General features: G+C 72.4%; 27 protein-coding genes. 13 read left to right on the forward strand and 14 right to left on the reverse strand.

Translation table 11 applies throughout. From position 1 onward, the window contains the following. Positions 1-373 precede the first annotated feature (373 nt). Both JOL79_RS00595 and JOL79_RS00600 read right to left on the reverse strand, forming a co-directional pair. A complete protein-coding gene (locus tag JOL79_RS00595; RefSeq protein ID WP_210153604.1) occupies positions 374-2,197 on the reverse strand; it encodes an ABC transporter ATP-binding protein in 1,824 nt (607 codons plus the stop codon). Beyond that, entirely contained in the window at positions 2,194-3,990 is a 1,797-nt protein-coding gene (locus JOL79_RS00600; RefSeq protein WP_230984066.1) for an ABC transporter ATP-binding protein, read from the reverse strand. Before JOL79_RS00600 ends, JOL79_RS00595 begins: the two co-directional genes overlap by 4 nt. Positions 3,991-4,240: 250 nt before the next feature. Here JOL79_RS00600 and JOL79_RS00605 point away from each other — a divergent pair, with 250 nt between their 5' ends. From JOL79_RS00605 to JOL79_RS00620, 4 genes are all read left to right on the forward strand, one after another. Further along, on the forward strand, positions 4,241-4,876 hold the full coding sequence (locus tag JOL79_RS00605) for a TIGR03085 family metal-binding protein (protein ID WP_210153606.1): 636 nt from the start codon (positions 4,241-4,243) through the stop codon (positions 4,874-4,876). Between the two features lie 157 nt (positions 4,877-5,033). After that, positions 5,034-5,198: a hypothetical protein gene (locus JOL79_RS00610; protein ID WP_210153607.1), complete on the forward strand. Its 165-nt coding sequence runs from the start codon at positions 5,034-5,036 to the stop codon at positions 5,196-5,198. Between the two features lie 143 nt (positions 5,199-5,341). After that, positions 5,342-5,503 (forward strand): hypothetical protein, encoded by a 162-nt coding sequence (locus JOL79_RS00615; RefSeq protein ID WP_210153608.1) that lies wholly within the window; start codon positions 5,342-5,344, stop codon positions 5,501-5,503. 341 nt (positions 5,504-5,844) lie between these two features. Next, positions 5,845-6,855, forward strand: coding sequence for a substrate-binding domain-containing protein (locus tag JOL79_RS00620; protein WP_210153609.1), 1,011 nt, complete (start codon positions 5,845-5,847; stop codon positions 6,853-6,855). Between the two features lie 12 nt (positions 6,856-6,867). Here the strand turns inward: JOL79_RS00620 and JOL79_RS00625 are convergent, their stop codons facing one another. After that, positions 6,868-7,317, reverse strand: coding sequence for a chorismate mutase (locus JOL79_RS00625; RefSeq protein WP_307848210.1), 450 nt, complete (start codon positions 7,315-7,317; stop codon positions 6,868-6,870). Between the two features lie 273 nt (positions 7,318-7,590). Here JOL79_RS00625 and JOL79_RS00630 point away from each other — a divergent pair, with 273 nt between their 5' ends. Then, positions 7,591-7,911, forward strand: a complete 321-nt coding sequence (locus JOL79_RS00630) for a hypothetical protein (RefSeq protein ID WP_210153611.1) — start codon at positions 7,591-7,593, stop codon at positions 7,909-7,911. Positions 7,912-7,964: 53 nt separating this feature from the next. On the opposite strand, the gene hisF is transcribed toward JOL79_RS00630, so the two are convergent. The 9 genes from hisF to hisD are packed head-to-tail and all read right to left on the reverse strand — an operon-like array spanning position 7,965 to position 14,084. Next, a complete protein-coding gene (gene hisF / locus JOL79_RS00635; protein ID WP_210153612.1) occupies positions 7,965-8,735 on the reverse strand; it encodes an imidazole glycerol phosphate synthase subunit HisF in 771 nt (256 codons plus the stop codon). A 54-nt stretch (positions 8,736-8,789) separates the two neighbouring features. Continuing rightward, a complete protein-coding gene (locus JOL79_RS00640; RefSeq protein ID WP_210153613.1) occupies positions 8,790-9,212 on the reverse strand; it encodes a RidA family protein in 423 nt (140 codons plus the stop codon). Then, positions 9,209-9,934 carry a bifunctional 1-(5-phosphoribosyl)-5-((5-phosphoribosylamino)methylideneamino)imidazole-4-carboxamide isomerase/phosphoribosylanthranilate isomerase PriA gene (gene priA, locus JOL79_RS00645; protein WP_210153614.1) on the reverse strand — a complete coding sequence of 242 codons (726 nt, stop codon included), beginning with the start codon at positions 9,932-9,934 and terminating at the stop codon, positions 9,209-9,211. The genes JOL79_RS00640 and priA overlap by 4 nt, the downstream gene beginning before the upstream one ends. A 4-nt stretch (positions 9,935-9,938) precedes the next feature. Next, positions 9,939-10,289 carry a hypothetical protein gene (locus JOL79_RS00650; protein WP_210153615.1) on the reverse strand — a complete coding sequence of 117 codons (351 nt, stop codon included), beginning with the start codon at positions 10,287-10,289 and terminating at the stop codon, positions 9,939-9,941. A gap of 25 nt (positions 10,290-10,314) precedes the next feature. Beyond that, entirely contained in the window at positions 10,315-10,953 is a 639-nt protein-coding gene (gene hisH, locus JOL79_RS00655; protein ID WP_210153616.1) for an imidazole glycerol phosphate synthase subunit HisH, read from the reverse strand. Continuing rightward, positions 10,944-11,075, reverse strand: coding sequence for a CG2302 family histidine operon protein (locus JOL79_RS34815; RefSeq protein WP_269143688.1), 132 nt, complete (start codon positions 11,073-11,075; stop codon positions 10,944-10,946). Before JOL79_RS34815 ends, hisH begins: the two co-directional genes overlap by 10 nt. Before the next feature lie 20 nt (positions 11,076-11,095). Continuing rightward, positions 11,096-11,707 (reverse strand): imidazoleglycerol-phosphate dehydratase HisB, encoded by a 612-nt coding sequence (gene hisB / locus JOL79_RS00660; RefSeq protein WP_210153617.1) that lies wholly within the window; start codon positions 11,705-11,707, stop codon positions 11,096-11,098. Next, positions 11,704-12,780 (reverse strand): histidinol-phosphate transaminase, encoded by a 1,077-nt coding sequence (locus JOL79_RS00665; protein WP_210153618.1) that lies wholly within the window; start codon positions 12,778-12,780, stop codon positions 11,704-11,706. Before JOL79_RS00665 ends, hisB begins: the two co-directional genes overlap by 4 nt. Continuing rightward, positions 12,777-14,084, reverse strand: coding sequence for a histidinol dehydrogenase (gene hisD / locus JOL79_RS00670; protein WP_210153619.1), 1,308 nt, complete (start codon positions 14,082-14,084; stop codon positions 12,777-12,779). The genes JOL79_RS00665 and hisD overlap by 4 nt, the downstream gene beginning before the upstream one ends. A gap of 197 nt (positions 14,085-14,281) precedes the next feature. Between hisD and JOL79_RS00675 the strand changes: the two genes are divergently transcribed. Beyond that, the gene (locus JOL79_RS00675) at positions 14,282-15,046 is read left to right on the forward strand and encodes a DeoR/GlpR family DNA-binding transcription regulator (RefSeq protein ID WP_210153620.1); all 765 of its coding nucleotides are present in this window, start codon (positions 14,282-14,284) and stop codon (positions 15,044-15,046) included. Between the two features lie 50 nt (positions 15,047-15,096). Here JOL79_RS00675 and JOL79_RS00680 read toward each other — a convergent pair whose 3' ends face one another. After that, complete coding sequence (locus JOL79_RS00680) at positions 15,097-15,699, reverse strand: hypothetical protein (RefSeq protein WP_210153621.1); 603 nt, start codon at positions 15,697-15,699, stop codon at positions 15,097-15,099. Positions 15,700-15,848: 149 nt separating this feature from the next. Between JOL79_RS00680 and ybaK the strand changes: the two genes are divergently transcribed. Together ybaK and JOL79_RS00690 are read left to right on the forward strand one after the other, a co-directional pair. Further along, the gene (gene ybaK, locus JOL79_RS00685; RefSeq protein WP_307848211.1) at positions 15,849-16,346 is read left to right on the forward strand and encodes a Cys-tRNA(Pro) deacylase; all 498 of its coding nucleotides are present in this window, start codon (positions 15,849-15,851) and stop codon (positions 16,344-16,346) included. A gap of 84 nt (positions 16,347-16,430) precedes the next feature. After that, on the forward strand, positions 16,431-17,822 hold the full coding sequence (locus JOL79_RS00690; RefSeq protein WP_210153623.1) for an amidase: 1,392 nt from the start codon (positions 16,431-16,433) through the stop codon (positions 17,820-17,822). Here JOL79_RS00690 and JOL79_RS00695 read toward each other — a convergent pair whose 3' ends face one another. Further along, on the reverse strand, positions 17,823-18,317 hold the full coding sequence (locus JOL79_RS00695; RefSeq protein ID WP_210153624.1) for a hypothetical protein: 495 nt from the start codon (positions 18,315-18,317) through the stop codon (positions 17,823-17,825). Between the two features lie 78 nt (positions 18,318-18,395). Here JOL79_RS00695 and murA point away from each other — a divergent pair, with 78 nt between their 5' ends. The 5 genes from murA (at position 18,396) to JOL79_RS00720 (ending at position 24,386) form a co-directional block, all read left to right on the forward strand. Further along, complete coding sequence (murA, locus tag JOL79_RS00700) at positions 18,396-19,700, forward strand: UDP-N-acetylglucosamine 1-carboxyvinyltransferase (protein ID WP_210153625.1); 1,305 nt, start codon at positions 18,396-18,398, stop codon at positions 19,698-19,700. A gap of 53 nt (positions 19,701-19,753) precedes the next feature. Continuing rightward, on the forward strand, positions 19,754-22,261 hold the full coding sequence (locus tag JOL79_RS00705; RefSeq protein WP_210153626.1) for a transglycosylase domain-containing protein: 2,508 nt from the start codon (positions 19,754-19,756) through the stop codon (positions 22,259-22,261). An 83-nt stretch (positions 22,262-22,344) separates the two neighbouring features. Beyond that, a complete protein-coding gene (locus tag JOL79_RS00710; protein WP_210153627.1) occupies positions 22,345-22,989 on the forward strand; it encodes an LGFP repeat-containing protein in 645 nt (214 codons plus the stop codon). A gap of 64 nt (positions 22,990-23,053) precedes the next feature. Continuing rightward, positions 23,054-23,731, forward strand: coding sequence for a response regulator transcription factor (locus JOL79_RS00715; RefSeq protein WP_210153628.1), 678 nt, complete (start codon positions 23,054-23,056; stop codon positions 23,729-23,731). Beyond that, a complete protein-coding gene (locus JOL79_RS00720) occupies positions 23,706-24,386 on the forward strand; it encodes a response regulator transcription factor (protein ID WP_307848212.1) in 681 nt (226 codons plus the stop codon). Before JOL79_RS00715 ends, JOL79_RS00720 begins: the two co-directional genes overlap by 26 nt. Positions 24,387-24,397: the final 11 nt, after the last annotated feature.

The following is a 24,397-nucleotide window of genomic DNA, read 5'->3' on the forward strand; positions in this document are numbered from 1 at the left end:
GCGGCGGCACCACAGCCGTCGACGACAGGGTCATGGAACACCGGCACCTAGACACCCCCTCCCCACCATCAACCCGCCACGTAACTGCAACGCTACAGAACGCGACCAGCAAACCGCAAGCCTGTTCGAAATCGAGAAGAGGCTGGGAGACCATCCAACGCCTTCGACATCACCGGAAGCGGGTGGTGCCGGAGTCGCGAACCGCCGACGCGGAGACGCCCTCAGCGCACTCACGCGTTCGATGCGCTACAGACCGCGACCGAGATACCGGGACGACCACCCGATCAGGCCGGCACTCCACCCGGCCTGATCGGGCACTCGCGGCCGCGGAAAGGCGGAACGCGAGGCTCAGGACCCTCTATCGGGGCCTGCCCTACGAAGTGACGCCGGCCGTCCACGAGGCGTACAGGTCGGCGTACACCCCCGGCTCCGCCACGAGGACGGAGTGCGGGCCACGCTGGACGATGCGGCCGTGCTGGAAGACGAGGACCTCGTCGGCCGCCTGGGCGGTGGACAGGCGGTGGGCGATCGACACGGCCGTACGGCCGCGGGTCACGCCTTCGAGCGCCCGCGCGAGCCTGACCTCGGTGGCCGGGTCGACGGCGGAGGTCGCCTCGTCGAGCAGGAGCAGGTCGGGGTCGGCGAGGTAGGCGCGGGCGAGGGCGACGAGCTGCCGCTCCCCCGCCGACAACGACTCGCCGCGCTGGCCGACGGGCGTGTCCAGGCCGGCGGGCAGACCCTCCAGCCAGTCCGCGAGCCCCAGCTCGGTCAGCGCCCGCTCCACGTCGGCGCGGGTGGCCGACGGCCGGCCGAACCGGACGTTGTCCTCAAGCGACGCGTCGAAGAGGAATCCGTCCTGGGGCACCATGACGACGCGCTCCCGCAGGGAGGAGAACCGCACCCGGCGCAGGTCGACGCCGTCCACCAGGATGCGGCCCGAGCTCGGGTCCATGAGGCGGGTCAGCAGCTTCGCGAACGTCGTCTTGCCCGACCCGGTCTCCCCCACCACGGCCACCCGCGTCCGCGGCGGGATGTCGACGGACACCTCGCGCAGGACCGGAGGACCGCCCGGATAGGCGAACCCGACGTCCTCGAACGTGACCGAGATCGGGCCGCGCGGCAGCGTGGAGCCGTCCACCGGGTCGGCGACGTCGGCCGGCGTGTCGAGCACTCCGAGGATGCGCCGCCAGCCCGCGATGGCGTTCTGCGCCTCGTTGAGCACCTCGGTGGCCGTCTGCAGCGGGCTGATGAAAAGCGTGATCAGGAAGAGGAACGCGATGAGCCGCCCGGCGCTGATCGACCCGCCGACGCCGAGCACGACCCCGGCCACCACGACCAGGGCGATGGCGACGGCGGCGACCAGTTCGGTGATGGGGAACGTGAACCCGACGATCTTCTGTGCCCGGGTCTGCGCCGCCCGCTGCGCGTCGACCGCCCGGTCGATCCGCTCGGCCGTGCGGTCCTCCGTCGCGTGGGCGCGGATCACCGCGCTGCCGACGACCGACTCGCTGACCGCGGCGAGCATCTCGCCGGCCCGCTCGCGGACCCTGATGTACGCCCCGGCCACGAGCTTCTGGAAGCGGGGCAGGGCGATGATCACCGGCAGGAAGCAGCCCCAGACGATCAGTGTGAGCTGCCACGAGTAGACGGCCATCAGGGTGGTGGCGACCAGGAGCTGGCCGCAGGCGACGATGACGACCATGCCGCCCCACTGCATGAAGGCGCTGATCTGGTCGACGTCGCCGGTGACGCGCGAGACGAGCGCGCCGCGCCGCTCGCTGTTCTGGCTCAGCACCGACAGGTCGTGCACGTGCCGGAATCCCTTGCCGCGCAGCGTGGCCAGGCCCGACTCCGTCGACCGGTACAGCCGGACGTTCATCAGGTAGCCGCACAGCGCGGTGAGCAGCACGGCGAGGGCGCACAGCACGACGGCGTTCCGGATGAACGGAATGTCCGGGACGTCGCCGCGCAGCCCCCGGTCGATCACCTGTTGCACCGCGACCGGCACGATGACCTTGCCGAGCGTCGCCAGCACGGCCAGGACCAGCGTGCCGGCGAGCCCCCGGCGGAACTCCGGTGAAAGGCGCACCCCGTGCCTGAACGTCTCCAGGGCGGTGCGCTCGGCCGCCCTCAGCCCGGGGGCGGTGCGATCGGCCGCCGTCTCCGTCGTGTCCGTTTCCTCTGTTGCGGCGGTCACGCCACGATCTCCTCGTCCTCGTCCTCGTCCTCGTCCGCCTCGAGCGCGGCCCGCTCGGCCTCCTCCCGCTCGTAGGCGGTCACCAGGTCCCGGTAGCCCCGGCAGCGGTCCAGCAACCGCTCGTGCGGGCCGTGGTCGGCGACCACGCCCTGCTCCAGGTAGACGACCTCGTCGGCCAGCGCGATCGTCGCCATCCGGTACGCGACGACGATCACGGTCGAGTCCCCGGCGCCGTCGCGCAGACCGTGCAGGATCCGCTTCTCCACCTGCGCGTCGACGCTGGAGGTGGCGTCGTCGAGGATGAGCAGGCGGGGCCGGCGGACGAGGGCGCGGGCGAGCGCGATCCGCTGCCGCTGGCCGCCCGACAGGGTGGCTCCGCGTTCGCCGACGTGGGTGTCGAGCCCGGCCTGCAGCCCGCTGACGAAGCCGTCCGCCTGCGCCAGCCGCAGGGCCTCCCAGATCCGCTCGTCCGGCACGTCGAGCCCGAGCGCGATGTTGTCCCGGACGCTGTCGTCGAACAGGAACGTCTGCTGCGGGACGAGAGCCACCGAGGCGCTGACGGCGCCCTTCGCGAGGGTTCGCATGTCGGCCCCGTCGAGCCGGACCACTCCGGTGTCGGGGTCGATCAGCCGGGCCAGCAGCTGGGTGAGCGTCGACTTGCCCGAGCCGGTCTGCCCCACGATCGCGACCGTCCGGCCGGGGGCGATCGTGAACGTGACGTCCCGCAGCACCGGAGCTCCGGGAACGTATCCGTACCCGGCGCCCTCGACGTCGATCCTCGCGGGTCCCGTTCCCTCCGGATTGCGGGAGCCGTACTCCATCGACCCGGTCGCGGACAGCACGTCCTGCACCCGCGTCCAGCCGACGACGCTGCGCGGCAGTTCGGCCAGCACCCAGCCGAGCGCGCGGATGGGGAACGAGAGCAGCGTGAACAGGTACGCGACCTGGATCAGATCACCGGCCGCGACGCCGCCCGACTCCAGGCGCACCGAGCCGACCAGCAGCACCGCGAGCACGCCGAGCGTCGGCAGCGCCTCCAGCAGGGGATCGAACAGCCCGCGCACCCGGCCGACCGCGATGTTGGCGTCGCGCAACGCGTCCGCGCGCGCCTGGAAGCGGGCGGCCTCGGCGTCCTCCCGGCCCAGCGTCTTGATCACCAGCGCGCCGTCGAAGCTCTCGTGCGCGATCTCGCTGACCTCGGCGCGCAGTTGCTGCGCGCGCATGGCCAGGGGCGACAGCCGGCGTTGGTAGACCAGGTTGAGCACGGCCACGGCGGGGAAGATCAGGAAGCCGACCACGGCGAGGATCGGATCGACCAGGACGATCGCCACCGCGGCCGTCACCAGCATCACGATCACGCCCACGGCCATGGGGAGCGGCGCGAGCGGGGCCCAGGCGGCCTCCACGTCGGAGTTGGCGTTCGAGAGCAGCTGCCCGGTGGGGTGGCGGTGGTGCCACGCGAGGGGCAGCCGGAGGTACTGCCGGGTGACCGCGCGGCGGGAATGGGCCTGCATCCGGTACTGCAGGATGCCCGCGAGGATGCGCCGTCCCATGATCCCGGCCGCCTTCAGGACGGCGGTGCCGACGATGAGCAGGGCCGCGGCGGTCAGGGTGCCCGCGGCCGTCCGCCCGTCGCGGAACGCGGGCAGCAGGGCGTTGTCGGTCGCCCAGCCCAGCGCCCAGGACGCCCCGACGGTCATCCCTCCGTAGAGCGCGCTGGCGAGTACGGCGGCGGTGAAGATCCACGGTTCCGATCTGATCGCCACGCCGATGACCTGAAAACCCCGGACCATGACCGAACGGCTGTCCCCGGCGGGAGACTCCTGGGCTGGCACGCGCGGCGTTCCTCTCGTCATGGGGATGTTCCGATGGACGTTACCCGGCGGGGCGGGGCCGGCGGATCGGCCGGGGGGTCCAGAGGGAACCCCGCCTTTAGTCCTAGTCATTGCCTATCATTTCGATCAACCGTTTTATTCCGGCGACGGGCCGTCCCCGGCCGGGACCGCGGCGCCGTCCGGGTGCCGGTCGGCATAGGCTGATCACGTGACGTATGCCCGCGCCGAGCGCGCCGCGCTCTGCGACCTGCTGGACAACCTCGGCCCCGGAGCGCCGACGCTCTGTGAGGGCTGGGCGACCGAGGATCTCGCCGCCCACCTCGTCCTGCGCGAGCGCCGCCTCACGGCCGCCGCGGGGATCGCGCTCCCGTTGCTGGCCGGTCACACGCGAACGGTCCAGGAGCAGCTCAAGCGCGACCACTCCTACCCCGAGCTGGTCCGCCTGGTCCGGCAGGGCCCCCCGCGATGGACCCCGTACGGCCTCATCCCCGGCGTCGACGCGGCGGTCAACACGATCGAACTGTTCGTCCACCACGAGGACGTCCGGCGCGCCCAGCCCGACTGGGAGCCCCGGCCCCTTCCGGAGGGCCTGGAGGAGCTGTTCTGGCGGCGGCTGCGCCGCGGCGCCCCTCTCTTCCTGCGCCGCTCCCCCGTCGGCGTGGTGTTGCGCCACACCGGCGGCGCGAAGGCCGCGGGCAAGAAGGCCGAACCCGCCGTGGTGGTGACCGGGACGCCCTCCGAGCTGCTGCTGTTCTCGTTCGGCCGTCAGGAGCACGCCCGCGTCGGCTACGACGGCGACGAGGAGTCGGTCGAGCGCCTGCGGGAGGCTCACCTGGGCGTGTGATCGGCCCGTGGTGATCACCTTGTCGATCGCGTGATGTGGCGTGGCGTCCCGGTGTTACGGACGGCCCCGTTCCTGTCTTCTCGATCTCCCGGAAATGCCCCATAACGATCGCGTCATGGGGCAGCATGGGGACAGCATCACAGGTTTGGAGCCCCCGATGAACGCCAAAAAGGTGCTGACCTATGTGGCCGTCGCGTTCGTGATCTTCTATCTTTTCACGCAGCCGACGAACGCCGCGGCGGCCGTTCGGAACGTGTTCGGCGGCATCACGACCGGCGCGGAACGCCTGTCCGCCTTCTTCACCTCGCTCGTCTCCAACTGAGGGCCCGCCGGGAGAGATCGGAAGGGCCGGGACACGCCGCGGACACCTGAGGGGTGGAACGGGCTCATGGCCTTGCGGCTAGTTATGATCATTCCTGTCGCCGGGTACAAACAACCGGGAAACCGACCGCAGGAGGCCCCCCAATGCAGGTCAAGAAGGTTCTAACGTACGCGGCCATCGCGTTCGTGATCTTCTACCTCTACAACCAGCCGCAGGCTGCCGCCGGCGCTGTGAAGGGCGTGTTCGACACGGTCAACACGGGAGCCAGCCGGTTGGCCACGTTCTTCACCTCAGTACTGAGGTGAGGTGACGGCAGTTACCTTCCGAAGGCGCCCCGCCGCCCGGAGCCTCTCCCCCGGGATCGCGGCGCCTGATCGGCCGCCCACCCCGCCGTCGCGGTGGGCCGGCCGTTAGTCCGCCGGGCTTCCCGGCGGGCCCTCCGCCGGGTCTCTCCGGCGGTACCCCGGCCTCCGGCCGACAGGTGCGTGGCAGACGACTCCCCGAACCGGGGCGTCTCCCACAAACGCCACGTCTCCCCCAATCGTCGCCTCCTCCCCCCGACCGGCGTCCGCCAACAGCGAGTCGGGCCCGCCGTCGGGCCACCCCCGCGTGACACCTGCGGCAGCCCTCGGATTTAATCCATGTCGTGACCACGGTCAGCATCAGAGAAGTCGCGACACGTGCGGGCGTGTCGCCCGGCACGGTCTCGAACGTGCTGAACCGTCCCGAGAAGGTCGCCGCGGCGACCAGGGAGCGGGTCGAACGCGCGGTGCGGGAGCTGGGTTTCGTCCGGCACGGCTCCGCCTCGTCCCTGCGCGCGGGACACAGCCGGACCATCGGGCTGTCCGTGATCGACATCGGCAACCCCTTCTTCACCGACGTCGCGGCCGGCGTCGAGGAGGTCGCGAGTGACTCCGGATACGCGGTCCTGTTCGGCAACTCAGCGGGAGACCCGGCCAAGGAGGAACGCAACCTCCTGGTGCTGGCGGAGCAACGGGTGCGCGGCCTGCTGATCACTCCGTCCGGCACGCACCCCGAGCCGCTCGACCGGATCCGCGCCCGCGGCATCCACGTCGTCCTCGTCGATCACCCGGCGCACCTGCCCGACCGATGCTCCGTCGCGGTCGACGACGTGGCCGGAGGCACGATCGCGGCCGATCATCTGCTGGCGGGCGGGGCACGCACGATCGCGTACGTGGGCGGGCCTTCGTCCATCCGGCAGTGCGCGGAGCGGCTGCAGGGCACCCGCCGCGCGATGCGGCAGGCGGGCCTCGACCCCGAGACGGCGCTGCGCGTGCTGACGATGCCCATGATGAACGCGCGCTGCGGCCAGCGGGCGGCCGAGGAGATCCTCGCGGCGGGACCGCTTCCCGAGGCCGTGTTCTGCGCGAACGACCTGCTGGCGCTCGGCCTGCTGCGCGGCCTGCTGCGGGTCGGCGTGCGGGTGCCGGACGACGTGGCGGTCGTCGGCTACGACGACATCGACTTCGCCGCCGCCTCCGCCGTGACGATCACCTCGGTGCGCCAGCCCACCCATCAGCTCGGCCGGCTCGCCGCCCGGCTGCTGCTCGACGAATGCGACAACCCGGGCCGGCATGTCCATCAGCAGATCATGTTCCAGCCCGAACTGGTGATCAGGGAGTCGAGCCGCCGCTGATCAACCGGCCGGTCAGGACGTGCCGTCCCCGGCCCCGTTCTCGGCCCCGTCCTCGTTCTCGGCCCCGTCCTCGTTCTCGGCCCCGTCCTCGTTCTCGGCCCCGGCCCCGTTCTCGGCCCCGTCCCCGTCCTCGTTCTCGGCCCCGGTCCGGCGGTGCTCGGCGAGCTCGAACTCGACGAACGCTCCGATCATGGCCCGCCACACCGCCTCCGCCACGGCGGGAGACAGCCCGGCGCCGGCGGCCCGCTCCCGGGCCGCGGCCACGACCCGCTCCACCCGTGCGGGCGCCCGTACGGCGTCCTCGTCCTTCTTGAAGGCCGCGGCGGCCCGCACGAGCCGCTGCCGGTCGGCGAGTAGCGCGGTGAGCCCCGCGTCGATCGCGTCGATGCGCTCCCGGACCTCCTCCAGGGACGTCGGTTCCGTCTCGTCGAACGGAGCGTCGGACGGAGTGGCGTGCGGCACTGCGCCTCCTCGGGGGGTGAATGCGATCATCGCCCACCCTAGCGAGCCGCGGATCCGATCCCGTTGGTATGGCGGCGGTATGCGCGGGGGCAGCGGCCGCCCTCGCCGTAGGGTCCACCGGCAAGACCACCGAATCCGAGGGAATCGAATCGCGAGCCACTGCGCCCGCATCTGGTCGATCCGGCTGGACGGCCGGGAAAGGGGCGCACGAGCATGGAAAGGCCAATCCCGATCGCCGCGGACTCGCGGCCACGGATCGGATAGGAGACACCTATGCCCGCGAAGCGCGTTCCGAGCATGCTGGGCCTCGCCGTCGTCACCGCCTTCGGCCTGATGGCCGTCCAATCGGGCCAGGGCCAGTCAAGCACCCCGCGTCCTCGCCCGTACACCGCCAACCTCTCGGCGGCGGTCCAGCCCATGGACGACGTCTACCAGGCCGAAGAGAGCGAGGCCCCCGAGAGCGAAAGCACGGAGAGCGAGGGCACCGAGAGCCCGGGCACGGAGAGCCCGGAGTGGAGCCACGAGGACGGCCAGAGCCAGAGCCAGTCCGGCGGCACCTCGCAGGAGAGCAGCGCGGAAAGCTCGTCCGACTGATCTCCCTTCTCATCCGTCGATCGATCGGATGAGCGCGGGCGGCCGGTGGCCGGTCAACGGACCGGGTGACCGGCCGCCCGCAGGGTCTCCTTCACTTCGGGGATCGTGAGCTGGCCGAAGTGGAACACCGACGCCGCCAGGACGGCATCGGCGCCGGCCTCCACCGCCGGTGGGAAGTCCTCCAGCCGGCCGGCGCCGCCCGAGGCGATCACCGGGACGGTCACGGCCGCCCGGACGGCCCGGAGCATCTCCAGGTCGTAGCCCGATTTGGTGCCGTCGCCGTCCATCGAGTTCAGCAGGATCTCGCCGACGCCGAGCTCCTCGCCGCGGCGGGCCCACTCGACGGCGTCGATCCCCGTGCCGCGCCGCCCGCCGTGCGTGGTGACCTCGAACCCGGACGGCGTGGGCGGCCCGTCGGCCACCCGCCGCGCGTCCACCGACAGCACGACGCACTGGGAGCCGAACCTGCGGGCGGCCTCGGTGAGGAACTCCGGCCGGGCGATGGCGGCGGTGTTGACCCCGACCTTGTCGGCGCCCGCGCGCAGCAGCCGGTCCACGTCGTCGACGGTCCGTACTCCCCCGCCGACCGTCAGCGGGATGAAGACCTGCTCGGCCGTCCGGCGGACCACGTCGAGCATGGTCTCCCGCTCGCCCGACGAGGCCGTGATGTCGAGGAACGTCAGCTCGTCCGCGCCCTCGGCGTCGTAGCGCCGGGCCAGCTCGACCGGGTCGCCGGCGTCGCGGAGGTTCTCGAAGTTGACCCCCTTGACCACCCGCCCGGCGTCGACGTCCAGGCAGGGGATCACCCGTACCGCGACCGTCATCGTGTCACCTCCCTCGCGCGGGCCGCACGGGCCGCACGGGCCGCGCGGCCCCGGTCAGCTGCCCGCATCGGCGGTACCTCCCGGCCGGTACGCCTCGACCTCCACCTCGACCAGCATGCGCTCGTCGATGAGGCCGGCGACCTGAATGCTCGTGCAGGCGGGCCGCACCCGGCCGAAGAACTCGCCGTGCGCGCGCCCGACCGCGTCGAAGTCGTCGGCGTTCACCACGTAGAGCCGGGTGCGCACGACGTCGGAGATCGTGCCGCCGGCCTTCTCCACGGCGTCCATCGCGATGGAGAACGCGGTCAGCGTCTGGTTGTAGGCGTCCCCCACGTGCTGGACCTCACCCCCGACGGTGGCGGTGCAGCCGGACACGAGGACGTGCGGCCCGGCCACCACGGCGCGGGCGTAGCCGTAGCGGTCCTCCCAGGGGCCTCCGGACGAGATGCGGCCCGCCGGCATGTCGCCGCCGCTCATCCGCGGCTCACCGCCGTGAGAGCCTCCTGGAGCGTGAACGCCTGGGCGTACAGCGCCTTGCCGACGATGGCCCCCTCGACTCCCTCGGGGACCAGCGTCGCCAGGGCCCGCAGGTCGTCCAGCGAGGAGACGCCGCCGCTGGCGACGACCGGCCGGTCGGTCCTGGCGCAGACCTGGCGGAGCAAATCGAGGTTGGGCCCGCGGAGCGTGCCGTCCTTGGTCACGTCGGTCACCACGTAGCGCGGGCAGCCCTCCGACTCCAGCCGGTCGAGCACCTCCCACAGGTCGCCGCCGTCCTTGGTCCAGCCGCGGGCGGCCAGCGTGGTGCCCCGTACGTCGAGGCCGACGGCGATGCGGTCGCCGTACTCGGCGATGGCCTTGGCGCACCAGGCGGGATCCTCCAGCGCGGCCGTGCCGATGTTGACCCGGCGGCAGCCGGTGGCCAGGGCGGCCTCCAGGGACGCGTCGTCCCGGATGCCGCCGGACAGCTCGACCTGCACGTCGAGGGCGGCGACGACGGAGGCCAGCAGTTCACGGTTGCCGCCCCGGCCGAAGGCGGCGTCGAGGTCGACCAGGTGGATCCATTCCGCGCCGGCCTCCTGCCAGGCGAGCGCCGCGGCGAGCGGGTCCCCGTACGACGTCTCCGTCCCCGCCTCTCCTTGCACGAGACGGACCGCCTGCCCGTCCGCGACATCGACGGCCGGGAGCAAAACGAGCGACATTTGGTCAGGACCTCCGGTCAAAAAGGATGGTGACGAGCACCGGGACGAGCAGGATCGACACAAGGAAGACGCCCAGCCGGGCGATCCAGGAGCCGAGCAGGATCCAGGCGAGCACCTGGACGAGGAACCACAGCACGGCGAGGACGGCGTTCTCCGTCCGGCGCCGGCGGGCGAGGACGCCGCGCTGGCGGGCGACCCGGATCGGACGCGGCAGCACGGCGGTCACCGTGCCGGCGACCCGGCCGCGCAGCTCACGCCGCCGCGCCGCCCTGGCCTCACGCTCGGCCCTGGCCGCCGCCTGGCGCGCGCGCTCCGCCTCGCGTTCGGCCCGCCGTCGCGCCCGTTCCTTGCTCATCCGGCCTCCCGGCCCGCCCGCATGGTCACAGGGTGCTCAACCAGTTGGACAGCAGGACGGCGCCCGCGTCGCCGGACTTCTCCGGGTGGAACTGGGTGGCGGCCAGCGGCCCGTTCTCGGCCGCGGCCACGAACGGCACACCGTGTTCGGCCCAGGTCACGAGCGGCTCGGCGAAGCCGGGGCCCGCCTCGAGCGCCCAGTGGCGTACGCCGTAGGAGTGGACGAAGTAGAAGCGGGTGCCGGGGTCGAGGTCGTGGAACAGCACGCTGCCCTCGGCCGCCCGGACCGTGTTCCACCCCATGTGGGGCAGGACCGGGGCGTCGAGCCGCTCGACCGTTCCCGGCCACTCGGCGCAGCCCTGGGTGTGCACGCCGTGCTCCACGCCCTTGTCGAAAAGGATCTGCATGCCGACGCAGATGCCGAGCACCGGGCGCCCGCCGGACAGCCGCCGGCCGATGATCTGGTCGCCGCGCACGCTCCGCAGGCCCGCCATGCACGCGGCGAACGCGCCCACGCCTGGCACCACCAGGCCCTCGGCGTCGAGGGCGGCGTCGAAGTCGGCGGTCACGGTCACGTCGGCGCCCACGCGGGCCAGCGCGCGCTCGGCCGAGCGCAGGTTGCCCGAGCCGTAGTCGAGGATGACGACCCGCCTGCCTACTGCCACCACATCACCCCCGCGGTGATCGCCAGTGCCGCCCCGACCCCGGCCAGCGCGGCCATGAGCCGCAGCCCCTGCCGGATGCCGGAGATCACCCCGCCGATCAGGAACAGACCAATGAAGATCATTCCACCCGAGGCGAGCGTCATCACAGTACGCCCTTGGTGCTGGGCACGCCGCTCGCCCGGGGATCGCGTTCGCTCGCCTCGCGCAGCGCCCTCGCCAACGCCTTGAACTGCGCCTCGACGATGTGGTGGGCGTTGCGCCCGTACGGCACGTGCACGTGCAGGCAGACGGCCGCCTGCGCGACGAACGACTCCAGGATGTGCCTGGTCATGGTCGTGTCGTAGTCGGGCCCGATCATCGGGGCCATGCCCTCGGGCTCGGTGTGCACCAGGTAGGGCCGGCCGGACAGGTCGACCGTGACCTGGGCCAGGGCCTCGTCGAGCGGGCAGGACGCGCTGCCGAACCGCCTGATGCCCGACTTGTCGCCCAGGGCCTCGCGGAACGCGGCGCCCAGGGCGATCGAGGTGTCCTCGATCGTGTGGTGGGCGTCGATGTGCAGGTCGCCCTCGGTCTTCACCGTCAGGTCGAACAGCCCGTGCTTGCCGAGCTGGTTCAGCATGTGGTCGTAGAACCCGACGCCGGTCGAGACGTCGACCACGCCGGTGCCGTCGAGGCCGACCTCGACCAGCACCGACGTCTCCTTCGTGGTCCGCTCGACGCGGCCGCGGCGGGCCGCGGGCTGCGTGTCGGTCATCCGAGGACCCCTTCCAGGGCGGCGCGGAAGGCCGCCATCTCGTCCGGTGTGCCGATCGACACGCGGAGCCACCCCGCGGGACCGGTCTCCCTGATCAGTACGCCGCGCTCCAGCAGGCCGTCCCACACCGCGCGCCGATCCGGAAAGCTACCGAATAGCACGAAGTTGGCGTCGGAGTCAGCGGCCGACAGGCCACGTTGCCGTAGCCATGTCACCGTCGCGTCACGCTCGGCGCGCAGCGCGTCCACCGTGCCGAGCAGTTCCTCGCGGTGCGCGAGCGCGACCCGGGCCGCGGCCTGGGTCAGCGTCGACAGATGGTACGGCAGGCGGACCAGCAGCATCGCGTCCACGACGGCCGGGTCGGCGGCGAGGTAGCCGAGCCGGGTCCCGGCCATGGCGAAGGCCTTCGACATGGTGCGGGTGACGATCAGCCGGGGGTTGCCGGGCAGCAGGCTCAGCGCCGAGGGCGTGCCCGTCCGGGCGAACTCGGCGTACGCCTCGTCGACCACGACCATGCCGGGGGCGGCCGCGACGATCCGCTCGATGACCTCCAGCGGCAGGGCGGTGCCGGTCGGGTTGTTCGGCGAGGTCAGGAACACCACGTCGGGCCGGTGCTCCTCGATCGTCCGGACGGCCGCGGCGACGTCGATCGCGAAGTTCTCATCGCGGGCGCCGGAGATCCAGCGGGTGTTCGTGCCCCCCGCGATGATCGGGTGCATCGAGTACGACGGCTCGAACCCGAGGGCCGAACGATCCGGGCCGCCGAACGCTTGGAGGATCTGCTGGATGATCTCGTTGGAGCCGTTGGCCGCCCACAGCTGGCGGCCGGTCAGGCCGTGGCCGAGATAGTCGGCGAGGTCCTTGCGCAGGTCGACCGCGTCCCTGTCGGGGTAGCGGTTGAGCGTCGCGGCGCCGTGCCGCACGGCCCGGGCGAGGTCGTCGATCAGCGCGTCCGACGGCGGGTAGGGGTTCTCGTTGGTGTTGAGCTGCACGGGCACGTTCAGCTGCGGCGCGCCGTACGGCTGCTTGCCGCGCAGGCCGTCGCGGATCGGCAGGTCGTCGAGCGTCGTCATGCGGGCACTTCCCAATCGAACCGGGCGCGGACGGCGGCGCCGTGGGCGGGCAGGTCCTCGGCGTCGGCGAGGGCGCAGACCAGGGGCGCGGCCTCGGCCAGCGCCTCCCTGCTGTAGTCGACCACGTGGATGCCGCGCAGGAACGTCTGCACGGACAGTCCGGAGGAGTGACAGGCACACCCGCCGGTCGGCAGCACGTGGTTGGAACCGGCCATGTAGTCGCCCAGCGAGACCGGCGCGTACGGCCCCACGAAGATCGCCCCGGCGTTGCGGACCCGGGCGGCCACGGCGTGGGCGTCGGCCGTCTGGATCTCCAGGTGCTCGGCCGCGTACGCGTCCACCACGCGCAGCCCGTCGTCCAGCGAGGAGACGAGCACGATGCCGGACTGCCGGCCGCCGAGGGCCTGGGTGATCCGCTCCGAGTGGCGGGTGGCGGCGACCTGACCGGGCAGCTCCTTCTCGACCGCGTCGGCCAGCTCGGGGCTGGTGGTGACGAGCACGGCGGCCGCGATCACGTCGTGCTCCGCCTGGCTGATCAGGTCGGCGGCGACGTGGGAGGGCTCAGCGGTCTCGTCCGCGAGGATCGCGATCTCGGTCGGGCCGGCCTCGGAGTCGATGCCGATGAGGCCCTTGAGCAGGCGCTTCGCCGCGGCGACCCAGATGTTGCCGGGGCCCGTCACCATCGTCGCCCGGGGGCACTCCTCGGTGCCGTAGGCGAACATGGCCACGGCCTGGGCGCCTCCCACGGCGTAGACCTCGTGCACGCCGAGGAGCGCGCAGGCGGCGAGGATCGTCGGGTGCGGCAGCCCGCCGAACTCCTTCTGCGCGGGCGAGGTGACCGCCAGCGACGGCACGCCCGCCTCCTGGGCCGGGACGACGTTCATGACCACGCTGGAGGGATAGACGGCGCGGCCGCCCGGCACGTAGAGCCCGACCCGGTCGACCGGCACCCAGCGCTCGGTGACCGTGCCGCCGGGCACGACCCGGGTCGTGGTGTCGGTGCGCCGCTGGTCGCGGTGGACCAGCCGGGCCCGCCGGATCGACTCCTCCAGGGCCGCCCGCACGGCGGGGTCGAGCGTGCCGAGCGCCCGCTCGATCGCGTCCGCGGGCACCCGGGAGGTCTCCAGCTCGACGCCGTCGAACCGCGCCGTCAGCTCCCGTACGGCCGCGGCGCCGCGATGGCGGACCTCCGCGCAGATCGGCCGCACCCTCTCCAGGGCGGCCTCGACGTCGAGCTCGGCGCGGGGCAGCACGTCGCGCAGGTCCTCCGGAAGGGACCCGCGCAGGTCGATACGGGAAATCACCGTCCCAGTCTACGGACGGCCGGGGGCCCGCACCGTGCGTCCGCCGCCCGTGACTCCCGGCCCGCCCGCGCCGCCCGGCGCTCCGACGTGCGCGATCGTCTCCGGCCGCATCGCGTGTCGCCCCAGCTTGACAGGATTCCGGTCACTGATCCACGCTCTCGGGCGTCATCGGTCACACTCGGTCGGAGGAAGTCGCCGTGCTCCCAGCCCAGCGCCAGCAGCGGATCCTCGAAGCGCTGTCACGGTCCGGCACGGTCCGCACCGACGACCTCGCGCGCCGGCTCGGCGTGTCGCGGGAGACCGCGCGCCGGGACCTGGCCCTGCTGGAACGGCGCGCGCTCGTCGTCCGGGTGCACGGCGGCGCCGTCGCGGCCCCCTCCGGCACCGGGCAGGAGTCGTCCTATCTGGAGCGCTCGACCGCGCAGACCGACGCCAAGTCGGTCATCGCCGCGCTCGCCGCGGGGCTGGTGCGGCCCGGCCAGACCGTCGTGATCGACGTCGGGACGACGGCGGTGCACGCCGCCCGCGCCCTGCCCGCGGCGTTCCGGGGGGTGGTGGCGACGTGCTCACTGCTGGTGGCCGCCGAGCTCGCCGGCCGCGCGGGGGTGGAGGTGCTCGTGGCGGGCGGCCGCGTGCGACGGGGCGACCTCGCCGTCTCCAACGCCTGCACGCTGGGCTTCTTCACTGACCTGCGGGCCGACGTCGCGTTCCTAGGATCCGGCGGGGTGGACGCGCGCGCCGGGTTCACCGATCATTTCCTCGACGAGGTCGCGACCAAGCGGGTGATCATCGCCAACACGGAGCGGACGTACGTCCTCGCGGACGCGACCAAGCACGGCCGGGTCGCCGCCCACCGGGTGTGCGGCCTGGACGGCGTGGCCGGGCTGATCACCGATGCCGCTCCCCCGCCCCCGCTCGCCACCGCGCTGGCCGAGGCCGGGGCCGAGGTCGTCTCCCCCTGAGGCTCTTCTGGAGGGCCTTACTGAGGGTTGCTCCTGAAAAGCGCGCGGGTTCAGCACCGGGCCGGGCTGATCCCGATGTCGGGTCCGGCCGCCGCGCCCGCCGGGCGGGGCGCGACGCGCGGGAGCGTCCTGATCAGGAGCAGCCCGAATCCGAGCTGGAACGTGACCTCGCCCTGGATCAGCAGCCCGTTGGCCTGCAGCACGTAGACGGCCGCGAGCACGCCCCCGCCGAGCTGCACCAGCAGGAGCACGACGGAGAGCGGATCTCCGTGCGCCCACGCCACGAGGCGGGCGCCCAGCAGCAGCTGCAGCACGAACAGGGCGGCCCCGAGCCCCCGATGAGCCCAGTCGACGGCGCCGCCCAGCGTGTACGGCGTGAGGACGATCCCGGCGAGCAGCACCACGAACCAGTCGGCCAGGCGCCGCACCAGCACCGGGCCCGGCGTTCCCCGGGCGGTGCGGCGCAGCGCCCGGTGCATGAACAGCGCGGCCCCGGTGAGGCCCGCCGCGTAGGGCGCGACCGTCTCCCAGTGCACCCCGTAGTAACTCATGCCGTTGTTGGCGCTCAGCCCCTCGGGCCTGAACGCGACACACGCCACCAGTCCGGCGAACAGGCTGGCCTGTCCCCTGGCGACGTCCCCCACCGCCCTCATCGACAGCCCTTTCCTCCGGCCCCATGATCGATAAAGACCGGATAAAACCCTATTGTCCTCTTTTGGGAGTTCAGGAAAAGGCGGGGGGCGACTTTTACCTCTCCGTGACCGGCCGGAACGGCCGCACCGGCGCCGTTAGGCTGAGCGGCGTGAGCAAGACCAAGAGCAAGGGCGGGCAGGGCACCCCGGCGACGGTCGCCCTCGCCCAGGCGAAGGCGGAGTTCGCCCTCCACCCCTACGACCACGACCCCAACTCCCAGGCGTACGGCGAGGAGGCGGCCGACGCCCTCGGCGTGCCGTACGAGCGGATCTTCAAGACGCTCGTCGCGGAGACCGAGACGGGCCTCGCGGTCGCGGTGGTGCCGGTCGCGGGCAAGCTCGACCTGAAGGCGTTCGCCGCCGCGCTGAAGGGCAAGCGGGCCGCGATGGCCGACGCCGCCAAGGTCGAGCGCGTCACCGGCTACGTGGTGGGGGGCATCAGCCCGCTGGGGCAGCGCAAGCGGCTGCCCACGGTGGTGGACGAGTCGGCCCTCGGCTTCGAGACGGTCTACTTCTCGGCCGGCCGCCGCGGGCTGCAGATCGAGACCGCGCCGGACGTCCTGATCCGGCTCACCCAGGCGGCGACGGCCCCCATCGCCAGGGTCTGAGCCTGTCGACATTCGCCGTCGCCCGTGAGGCGCGCGCGGCCGAGACTCGGATCGGGAGCGGCGACCGAGGAGGGGACGTTAGGGATGAGCGACGAACTGGCCGACCTCACCGCCACCGAGATGTCGGTCCTGCTGCGGGCCCGCGAGGTGAGCGCTGTTGAGCTGACCGAGTCGTGCCTGCGGCGGATCGAGGACGCGAACGGCCGGGTCAACGCGATCGTGACGCTGGTGCCCGACCTGGCGCTCGACGAGGCGAGACGGGCCGACGCCGACCTGGCGCGCGGCCGGTGGCGCGGCCCGCTGCACGGCCTGCCGGTGGCCCACAAGGACCTGGTCGACACGGCCGGCATCCGCACGACGTACGGCTCGGCGCAGTACGCGGACCACGTCCCCGAGGACGACGACGTCCTCGTGCAGCGGATCAGGGAGGCCGGCGGCATCACCGTCGGCAAGACCAACACCCCCGAGTTCGGCACCGGATCCCACACGGTCAACGAGGTGTTCGGGGCCACCCGCAACCCCTACGACCTGTCGCGGAGCGCCGGCGGCAGCAGCGGCGGGGCCGCGGCGGCGCTCGCGACCCGGATGGTGCCGCTGGCCGGCGGGTCCGACATGGGCGGCTCCCTGCGCAATCCCGCGTCGTTCTGCAACGTGGCGGGGCTGCGGCCCACCCCGGGGCGGGTGCCGTCCGAGACGATCGAGACGGCCTGGTTCACCATGCCGGTGCCGGGGCCGATGGCCCGCACGTCGGCCGATCTGGCCCTCTTCATGTCCGCGATCTCCGGGTTCCATCCGGGCTCGCCGTACTCGATCAGGGAGGACGGATCGGCCTTCGCCGCGCCCCTCCACCTCGACCTGTCCGAGGTGCGGATCGGGTTCAGCCCCAGCCTCGGCGGGCTGCCGGTCGACCCGGAGACCGCCCGGCTCACCGCGGAGGCGGCGCGCGTCCTGGCCGGTCTCGGCGCCAAGGTCGAGGAGACCGACCTGAACCTGTCGGCGGCCGAGGACGCCTTCCGGATCTACCGCGCGTGGTACTACGCGCTCCGCTTCGGCGCCGAGCGCGGGACCGGCCCCAACGTCACCTGGAACGTGGCGGAGGGGCGGAAGGTCACCGGCGCCGACCTGGCGCGGGCCGAGCGGATCCGCTCGTGGCTCTTCCACCTGATGCGCGCCTTCTTCCTGGAGCACGACTTCCTGCTCGCCCCGGTCAGCCAGGTGCCGCCGTTCCCGGTCGAGCAGCCGTACGTCACCGAGGTGGCGGGGGTGCCGATGCCCGACTACCTCGCCTGGATGCGCTCGTGCTACTGGCTGACCGTGACCCACTCCCCCGCCATGTCGGTGCCCTGCGGCTTCACCTCCGCCGGGCTGCCGGTGGGAGTGCAGATCGTCGGCCGCCCCTGGGCCGATATGGACGTCCTGCGGCTCGGGCACGCCTTCGAGCAGGCCACCGGCTTCTGGCGGACGAAACCGGCCTGATCAGGCCGCCGGGTCGGCGCGCCGCTGGTAGGTCACGAGGAACTCGATCAGCCAGAAGAGGGCGGTCGCCAGCAGCGGCCAGGCCAGCAGCACACCGTGGGCGGTCACGCCGAGCGACGTCGTCGTGGTCAGCCCGCCCGGCGCGGACGCCCGTACGACGCCCTTGACCGTGCCGCCGACCAGAAGGGCGACGTACGCGGCGAGCAGGCCGCCGGCGGTCAGGCCGGTCAGGGCCTCCACGGGACGGCGGCGCGCGAGCAGGTAGGCCACCGCGGCGCAGAGCAGGCCGGCGGCCCCGGTGACGACGGCGAACCAGCCGTCGGCCGCGATGAGCGTCTGCGTCTCGGGGTCGGCAGGCTGCGGGCCCCCGTCCACGAGCACGTACCGCGTGGCGGGCGCCAGCGCGGCCCAGACGAAACCGGCCACCACTCCCAGCAGGGCGGAGGCGAGAACGGTCAGGGCGATCGTCGCCGGATTGACCCTCAAGTGCCGCACCGTCCCGATGGTACCCACACGGTGATCAGGCCCCGCACCGTTACTCTTGCTCCCACGAGCCGCTGTCAGGGAGAAAGCGTGACTGAAGAGGTATGGCAGATCGACCCGTCGGGCCCGCTGCGGGGGGACGTCGAGGTCCGGGGATCGAAGAACGCGGTGTCGAAGCACATGGTCGCGGCCATGCTCGGCACCGGGCCCAGCACGCTGCACAACGCGCCCGAGGTGGGTGAGGTCGGCATCACGGCGGCCATGCTGGAGGCCCTCGGCATCCACGTGGAGATCACTCCGGGTGAGATCACCGTCGAGCGCGGATCGGAGATCAGGCCGCGCGTCCCGGAGGAGTACACCGGGCTCAACCGGATCCCGATCCTCATGCTCGGCCCGCTGCTCCACCTGGCGGGCGAGGCGTTCGTGCCGCTGGTCGGCGGCGACCCCATCGGACGGCGGCCGGTCAACTTCCACGTGGAGGCGCTGCGGTCGATGGGCGCCGAGATCGAGGTCGGCGACAACGGCATCACCGCCAAGGCGAGCCGGCTGCGCGGTAGCCGCATCACGCTGCCCTACCCCAGCGTCGGCGCCACCGAGACCATCCTGATGACGGCCGTCCTCGCGGAGGGCAAGACCGTCATCAAGGGCGCCGCGATGGAGCCCGAGGTCGTCGAGCTCGCCCTGTTCCTCCAGCGGATGGGCGCGATGATCGAGCTCAGCCCGGACCGGCGCATCGTCATCGAGGGCGTGGAGCGCCTGCACGGGGCGTCGACGTGGCTGGCGGGCGACCGCATCGAGGCGTTCTCCTACCTCGTCGCGGGCCTGGTGACGGGCGGCGAGGTGCGGGTGCACGGCTGCCCGCAGGACCGGCTGGTCACCGCGATCACCACCCTGGCCAGGATGGGCGCGCGGTTCGAGATCACCGACGACTGGCTGACCGCCTCGGCCCCCGACGGCCTGCGGGCCGCCGCCGTGCAGACCGACACCCACCCCGGGTTCATGACCGACTGGCAGACGCCGCTCATGGTGCTGTTCACCCGGGCGGAGGGCATGTCGGTGCTGCACGAGACGGTCTTCGAGAACCGGCTGGTCTACGTGCCGGCGCTGCAGAAGATGGGCTGCGAGATCGAGGTCTTCGCCCAGTGCCTGGGCGGGCCGGCCTGCCGCTACCACGACACCAACGCCAAGCACTCGGCGGTCGTGCGGGGCGTGTCGAACCTGCGCGGCGCGGACGTCACCCTCCCGGACATCCGGGCGGGCTTCTCCGCCGTGCTGGCCGCGGCCGTGGCCGAGGGCACCTCGACCCTGCGCGGGGTCAACCACATCGAGCGCGGATACCACCGTCCGTACGAGCAGTTCACCTCGCTCGGCCTTAAGATCAACAGGCTAACGTAAAGCTTTCGGGGCTGTGCGTTTGGAAACGCCCCAGGGGTCGCACTGATAACTCCGTGACCTCTCGTCTCCTCAGCGCCGCCGCCGCGCTGTGCGTGTGCGGCGCCGCCGGAGGGCTGCTGGTCGCCGGCCTGGCCCTGCCCGTCGTGAGTGGGGCCGGCCTGGCCGCGAAAGGGGCGGCCGCGACGTTCACCCACCTGCCGCCGCCGCCCCGCGACGACCAGCTCCCCGAGATGACCCGGCTGCTCGACCGCGACGGCAGGCAGATCGCCAGGTTCTACTACCAGAACCGGCAGTCCGTGCCGCTGGGCGAGGTGGCCCCGGTCATGCGGCAGGCCATCGTCGCGATCGAGGACTCCCGGTTCTACGAGCACGGCGGCATCGACCTCCGGGGCACGCTGCGGGCGCTGATCGAGAACACCCGGGCGGGCGGGATCCGCCAGGGCGGCTCGTCCATCAGCCAGCAGCTCGTCAAGAACATCATGGTCACCCAGGCGGAGTCGGACCAGGAGCGGGCGCGGGCGCGGGTCCGCAGCATGCGCCGCAAACTCGACGAGTTGCGCTACGCGCTGGCGCTGGAGAAGAAGTACACCAAGGACCAGATCCTGGAGCGCTACCTCAACATCGCCTACTTCGGGGCGGGCGCCTTCGGCGTCCAGTCGGCGGCCCAGCGGTTCTTCGGCGTCGACGCGGCCGACCTCGATCTCGTCCAGTCGGCCACCCTGGCCGGAGCGGTGCGCACGCCGTACGAGACCGATCCCTCGATCGGCGCGCCGCAGCGCGACCGGTTGCTGGCCCGCCGCAACCTGGTGCTCGACCGGATGGCCCAGCTCAAACTGATCGACCAGGGCGAGGCGCGGGACGGGGCCAAGCGGCCCCTGGGGCTTCGGATGAAGGCGGAGCCGGGCGGCTGCGGCGACAGCGCCTACCCCTTCTTCTGCTCGTACGTCGAGCACGAGGTGCTGACCAACCCGGCCTTCGGATACACCGCGGCCGCCCGCCAGCGCCGCCTGCAGCGCGGCGGCCTCACGATCTGGACCACCGTGGATCTGGCCGACCAGCGGGCGGCCGAGCGGGCGATCGCGGCGCGGGTGAGCCCCCGCGATCATCAGGTGGCCGCCGAGACCATGATCGAACCGGGTACGGGACGCATCAGGGCCATGGCCGCCAGCAAGCACTACGGCCGCAATCCGCACAACCGGGCCAACGGGCCGAACACCACCTACAACCTGCCGGCCGACCAGGCGCACGGCGGCGGTCTCGGCCTGCAGGCCGGGTCGACGTTCAAGGCGTTCACGCTCGCGACCGCCCTCGCGCAGGGCATGCGCTTCGGCGACGGCTTCCGGATCCCCGGCGTGTTCGTGCCGTCGAGCGGCTTCCGCGACTGTTCCGGCACCCCCGTCAACGACCCCGGCACCCGGATCCGCAACGCCGGAGGCGAGGGCGGCGGCGGGCCGTACAGCCTGGAACTCGGCACCTGGAAGTCGGTCAACATCTTCTTCATGCAACTGGAGCGGCAGGTCGGGCTCTGCAACGTGGTGAAGACGGCCAAGGCGCTCGGCATCCGGCGGGCGGACGGCACACCGCTGCGGGTGGTGCCCACGTTCACGCTCGGCGCCAACGAGATGGACCCGACCACCGTGGCCGCGGCGTTCGCGGCGTTCGCCGCCCGCGGCCGGTACTGCCGGCCCATGGCCATCACGGCGATCGTCGAGCGGGACGGCACCCGCACCGAGGTGCCCCCCGTCTGCGCGGAGGCGATCGAGCCCGCCGTCGCCGACGCGGTGAGCCACGTGCTGTCCGGCGTGTTCACCAAGGGCACGATGCGAGGGCAGTCGATAGGGCGGCCGGCGGCCGGCAAGACCGGCACGAACAACGGCTACACCTCGGCCTGGTTCGCCGGGTACACGCCCGCTCTGGCCGCCGCCGTCAGCCTCGGCGACATCCGCGGCTCCTACCGCTACCCGCTGACCGGCGTGACCATCGGCGGCCGCTACTACGGGGCCGTGCAGGGCGCGTCGCTGCCAGGCCCGATCTGGGTGGACTCGATGCGGGCCGCCCTGCGGCGCGTCCCGGCGTACGGCTTCGTCCCGCCCGACATGGCGCGGTTCGGCGGCGGCTTCACTCCGGGCCTGAAGGAGGCCCTGGAGAAGGAGAAGAAGAAGCGGGAGAAGGAGAAACAGGACCGGAAAAGGAAGGCGAGCGGGGACCAGGCGGGCGGGGCCCAGACAGACGGGGAGCACACGGACCAGACCTCCCAGACAAACACGGCCCAGACAGACACGGCCCACACAAACACGGCCCACACAAACACGGCCCGAACAAACACGGCCCGAACAGCCACGGCCGGCACGAGTCCGGCTCGCGCGAACACGGCGCACTCGAACACCGCGCACTCGAACGCCGGCCATGCGAACACAGCTCACACGGCCGCCACCCGCACGAACACAGCCAGCCACGCCACCCACGCCACCCACACCGTGCGCGCCGCGCCTGTGGTGCACGCCGCCGCCGCGCGCCACCACAGCGGCGGACCCCGCCGTCACCGGCAGGGAAATCCCTGAGATCGGCGGAGGGCTGGCCAGGATGTGGCAGGCGGGCCCTCCGGCGCATCGTGGATCCATCGAAAACGACGAAGGAGACCACGATGACTCTCAGCAAGCCCCGCACCGAGCCCCGCACCGAGCCCCGCACCAAGTCCCACAGCAAGTCCCGCACCGCCGGCGCCCTCGTCCTCGGCGCGGCCGCCCTCGCCGCCCTCCTCCCGGCCGCCTCGCCGGCGCAGGCCGCCACGTGCTCCATCAAGCCGTACGGCCTGATCGGCGACTACTGGACCACCATGGGCGGCGCGAACGGCGTCTTCGGCTGCCCCACCGCCGCCGAGTACAGCCTGCCGAACGCGAACGGGCGCAAGCAGCGCTTCGCCAACGGCCAGATCGCCTGGTCCCCCGACCAGGGGACCAGGATGATCGTCGCCGCGTACGCGGCCAACGGCAAGGCGGTGTTCCGCTGGGGCCCCACCAACCCGTTCAACTACGACTACTGGCGGGTCTACTGGACCGCGAACCCCACCCAGAACATGCCGTCCTCCATGGCCCTCATGTATCCCACGTACACGGTCAAGGCCGGCTCGCGCACCAGTGGGAAGGTGACCCACCTCCCGCCGCGTGGGGTGACCAACAGCAACGGCTACGCCTCGACCTACACGTTCTGGGTCAAGGGATGCGACAGCAAGGTGCTCGGCGACACCTGCCGCCAGGGCTACACGCTGCCCGTCTCGGTGAACGTCTGACGGGCCCGGCCGCCCGCCGCGGAGGCCGGGACCGATACCCGCCGGCCGTGCCACACTGGCTCCCATGCGCGTGGTGATCTGCGACGACTCGGCCCTGTTCCGCAAGGGGCTGGCCCTCCTGCTCGGCCACGTCGGCGTCACCGTCGTGGCGCAGGCCGCCGACACCGCGGAACTGGCGTCCGTCCTGGAGTCGCAGCCGGCGGACGCCGCCGTCCTCGACGTCCGGATGCCGCCCACCTTCACCGACGAGGGGCTGGTGGCGGCCGTGGAACTGAAGAAGCGGTACCCCGCCCTCGGCGTGCTCGTCCTGTCGACGTACGCCGAGGGCGCTTTCGCGGCGCGGCTGCTCGAAGCGAGCCCGCGCGGCGTCGGCTATCTGCTGAAGGACCGCGTCGACGACGCGGCCGCGCTGCGCGACGCGCTGGAGCGGGTGGCGGCCGGCGGCGTCGCGGTCGACCCCGAGATCGTGGGGCAGCTGTTCGAGCTGCGCCGGGCCGAGACGCGCGCCGGCCGTCTCACCCCGCGCGAGCGCGACGTGCTGCGCCTGATGGCCGAGGGCAGGTCCAACGCGGCGATCGCGCGGACACTGTTCCTCGGCGCGAAGACGGTCGAGGCGCACATCGCGGCGGTGCTGAACAAGCTGGACCTGGGCCAGACCCCCGACGACAACCGCCGCGTCCTCGCGGTGCTCACGTGGCTGCGCATGGAGGGGACCGGTGCCCATCAGAATCGTGATCGCTGAGGACTCGATGCTCGTGCGCGAGGGCGTGCGGCGGGTCCTCGACCTGCAGCCCGACCTGCGGGTGGTCGCGACCTGCGCCGATCTCCCCCAGCTCATGGCGGCGGTGGACGAGCACGACCCCGACGTGGTGGTGACCGACATCAGGATGCCGCCGCTGTCGTCCGACGAGGGGATCAGGGCGGCGACCGCGCTGCGCGCGTCGCGGCCGCGGGTCGGCGTCGTCGTCCTGTCCCAGTACGCCGAGCCCGCGTACGCGACGCCGCTGCTGGCCGGTGGGAGCAGCGGCCGGGCGTACCTGCTGAAGGAGCGGATGAGCGACCCGCACCAGCTGATCGAGGCGGTGCGGACGGTGGCGCGGGGCGGCTCCGTGATCGACCCTGCCGTGGTAGAGGCCCTGGTGGCCGACACCGCGCACGCCCGGTCGTCGCCGCTGGCCCGGCTGACCACACGCGAACGCGAGGTGCTGGGGCAGATCGCGCAGGGAAAGAGCAACGCCGCCGTGGGGTCGGCGCTCTTCCTCACCGAGCGGGCCGTGGAGAAGCACATCAACACGCTGTTCGCCAAGCTCGGGCTGGGCACGGAACCGGACGTTAACCGGCGGGTGATGGCGGTGCTGATGTACCTGTCCGACCACGGTGGTGCTAGCACGCCGTGACCGTGGTGGTC

It is taken from the genome of Microbispora oryzae, from assembly GCF_017896165.1.
GTDB lineage: Bacteria > Actinomycetota > Actinomycetes > Streptosporangiales > Streptosporangiaceae > Microbispora > Microbispora oryzae.

What these genes read in the sequence shown, in the direction of transcription:
- JOL79_RS00690 (WP_210153623.1), top strand. Translation starts at nt 16,431, where the DNA reads ATGAGCGACGAACTGGCCGACCTCACCGCCACCGAGATGTCGGTCCTG.
- priA (WP_210153614.1), bottom strand. Translation starts at nt 9,934, where the DNA reads ATGTCGCTCGTTTTGCTCCCGGCCGTCGATGTCGCGGACGGGCAGGCG.
- JOL79_RS00650 (WP_210153615.1), bottom strand. Translation starts at nt 10,289, where the DNA reads ATGAGCAAGGAACGGGCGCGACGGCGGGCCGAACGCGAGGCGGAGCGC.
- JOL79_RS00665 (WP_210153618.1), bottom strand. Translation starts at nt 12,780, where the DNA reads ATGACGACGCTCGACGACCTGCCGATCCGCGACGGCCTGCGCGGCAAG.
- JOL79_RS00600 (WP_230984066.1), bottom strand. Translation starts at nt 3,990, where the DNA reads ATGGTCCGGGGTTTTCAGGTCATCGGCGTGGCGATCAGATCGGAACCG.
- JOL79_RS00640 (WP_210153613.1), bottom strand. Translation starts at nt 9,212, where the DNA reads ATGAGCGGCGGCGACATGCCGGCGGGCCGCATCTCGTCCGGAGGCCCC.
- hisF (WP_210153612.1), bottom strand. Translation starts at nt 8,735, where the DNA reads ATGACGGTCGCGGTACGGGTGATCCCCTGCCTGGACGTCGACGCCGGG.
- JOL79_RS00715 (WP_210153628.1), top strand. Translation starts at nt 23,054, where the DNA reads ATGCGCGTGGTGATCTGCGACGACTCGGCCCTGTTCCGCAAGGGGCTG.
- JOL79_RS00615 (WP_210153608.1), top strand. Translation starts at nt 5,342, where the DNA reads ATGCAGGTCAAGAAGGTTCTAACGTACGCGGCCATCGCGTTCGTGATC.
- JOL79_RS00680 (WP_210153621.1), bottom strand. Translation starts at nt 15,699, where the DNA reads ATGAGGGCGGTGGGGGACGTCGCCAGGGGACAGGCCAGCCTGTTCGCC.
- JOL79_RS00710 (WP_210153627.1), top strand. Translation starts at nt 22,345, where the DNA reads ATGACTCTCAGCAAGCCCCGCACCGAGCCCCGCACCGAGCCCCGCACC.
- JOL79_RS34815 (WP_269143688.1), bottom strand. Translation starts at nt 11,075, where the DNA reads ATGATCTTCATTGGTCTGTTCCTGATCGGCGGGGTGATCTCCGGCATC.
- hisB (WP_210153617.1), bottom strand. Translation starts at nt 11,707, where the DNA reads ATGACCGACACGCAGCCCGCGGCCCGCCGCGGCCGCGTCGAGCGGACC.
- JOL79_RS00610 (WP_210153607.1), top strand. Translation starts at nt 5,034, where the DNA reads ATGAACGCCAAAAAGGTGCTGACCTATGTGGCCGTCGCGTTCGTGATC.
- JOL79_RS00630 (WP_210153611.1), top strand. Translation starts at nt 7,591, where the DNA reads ATGCCCGCGAAGCGCGTTCCGAGCATGCTGGGCCTCGCCGTCGTCACC.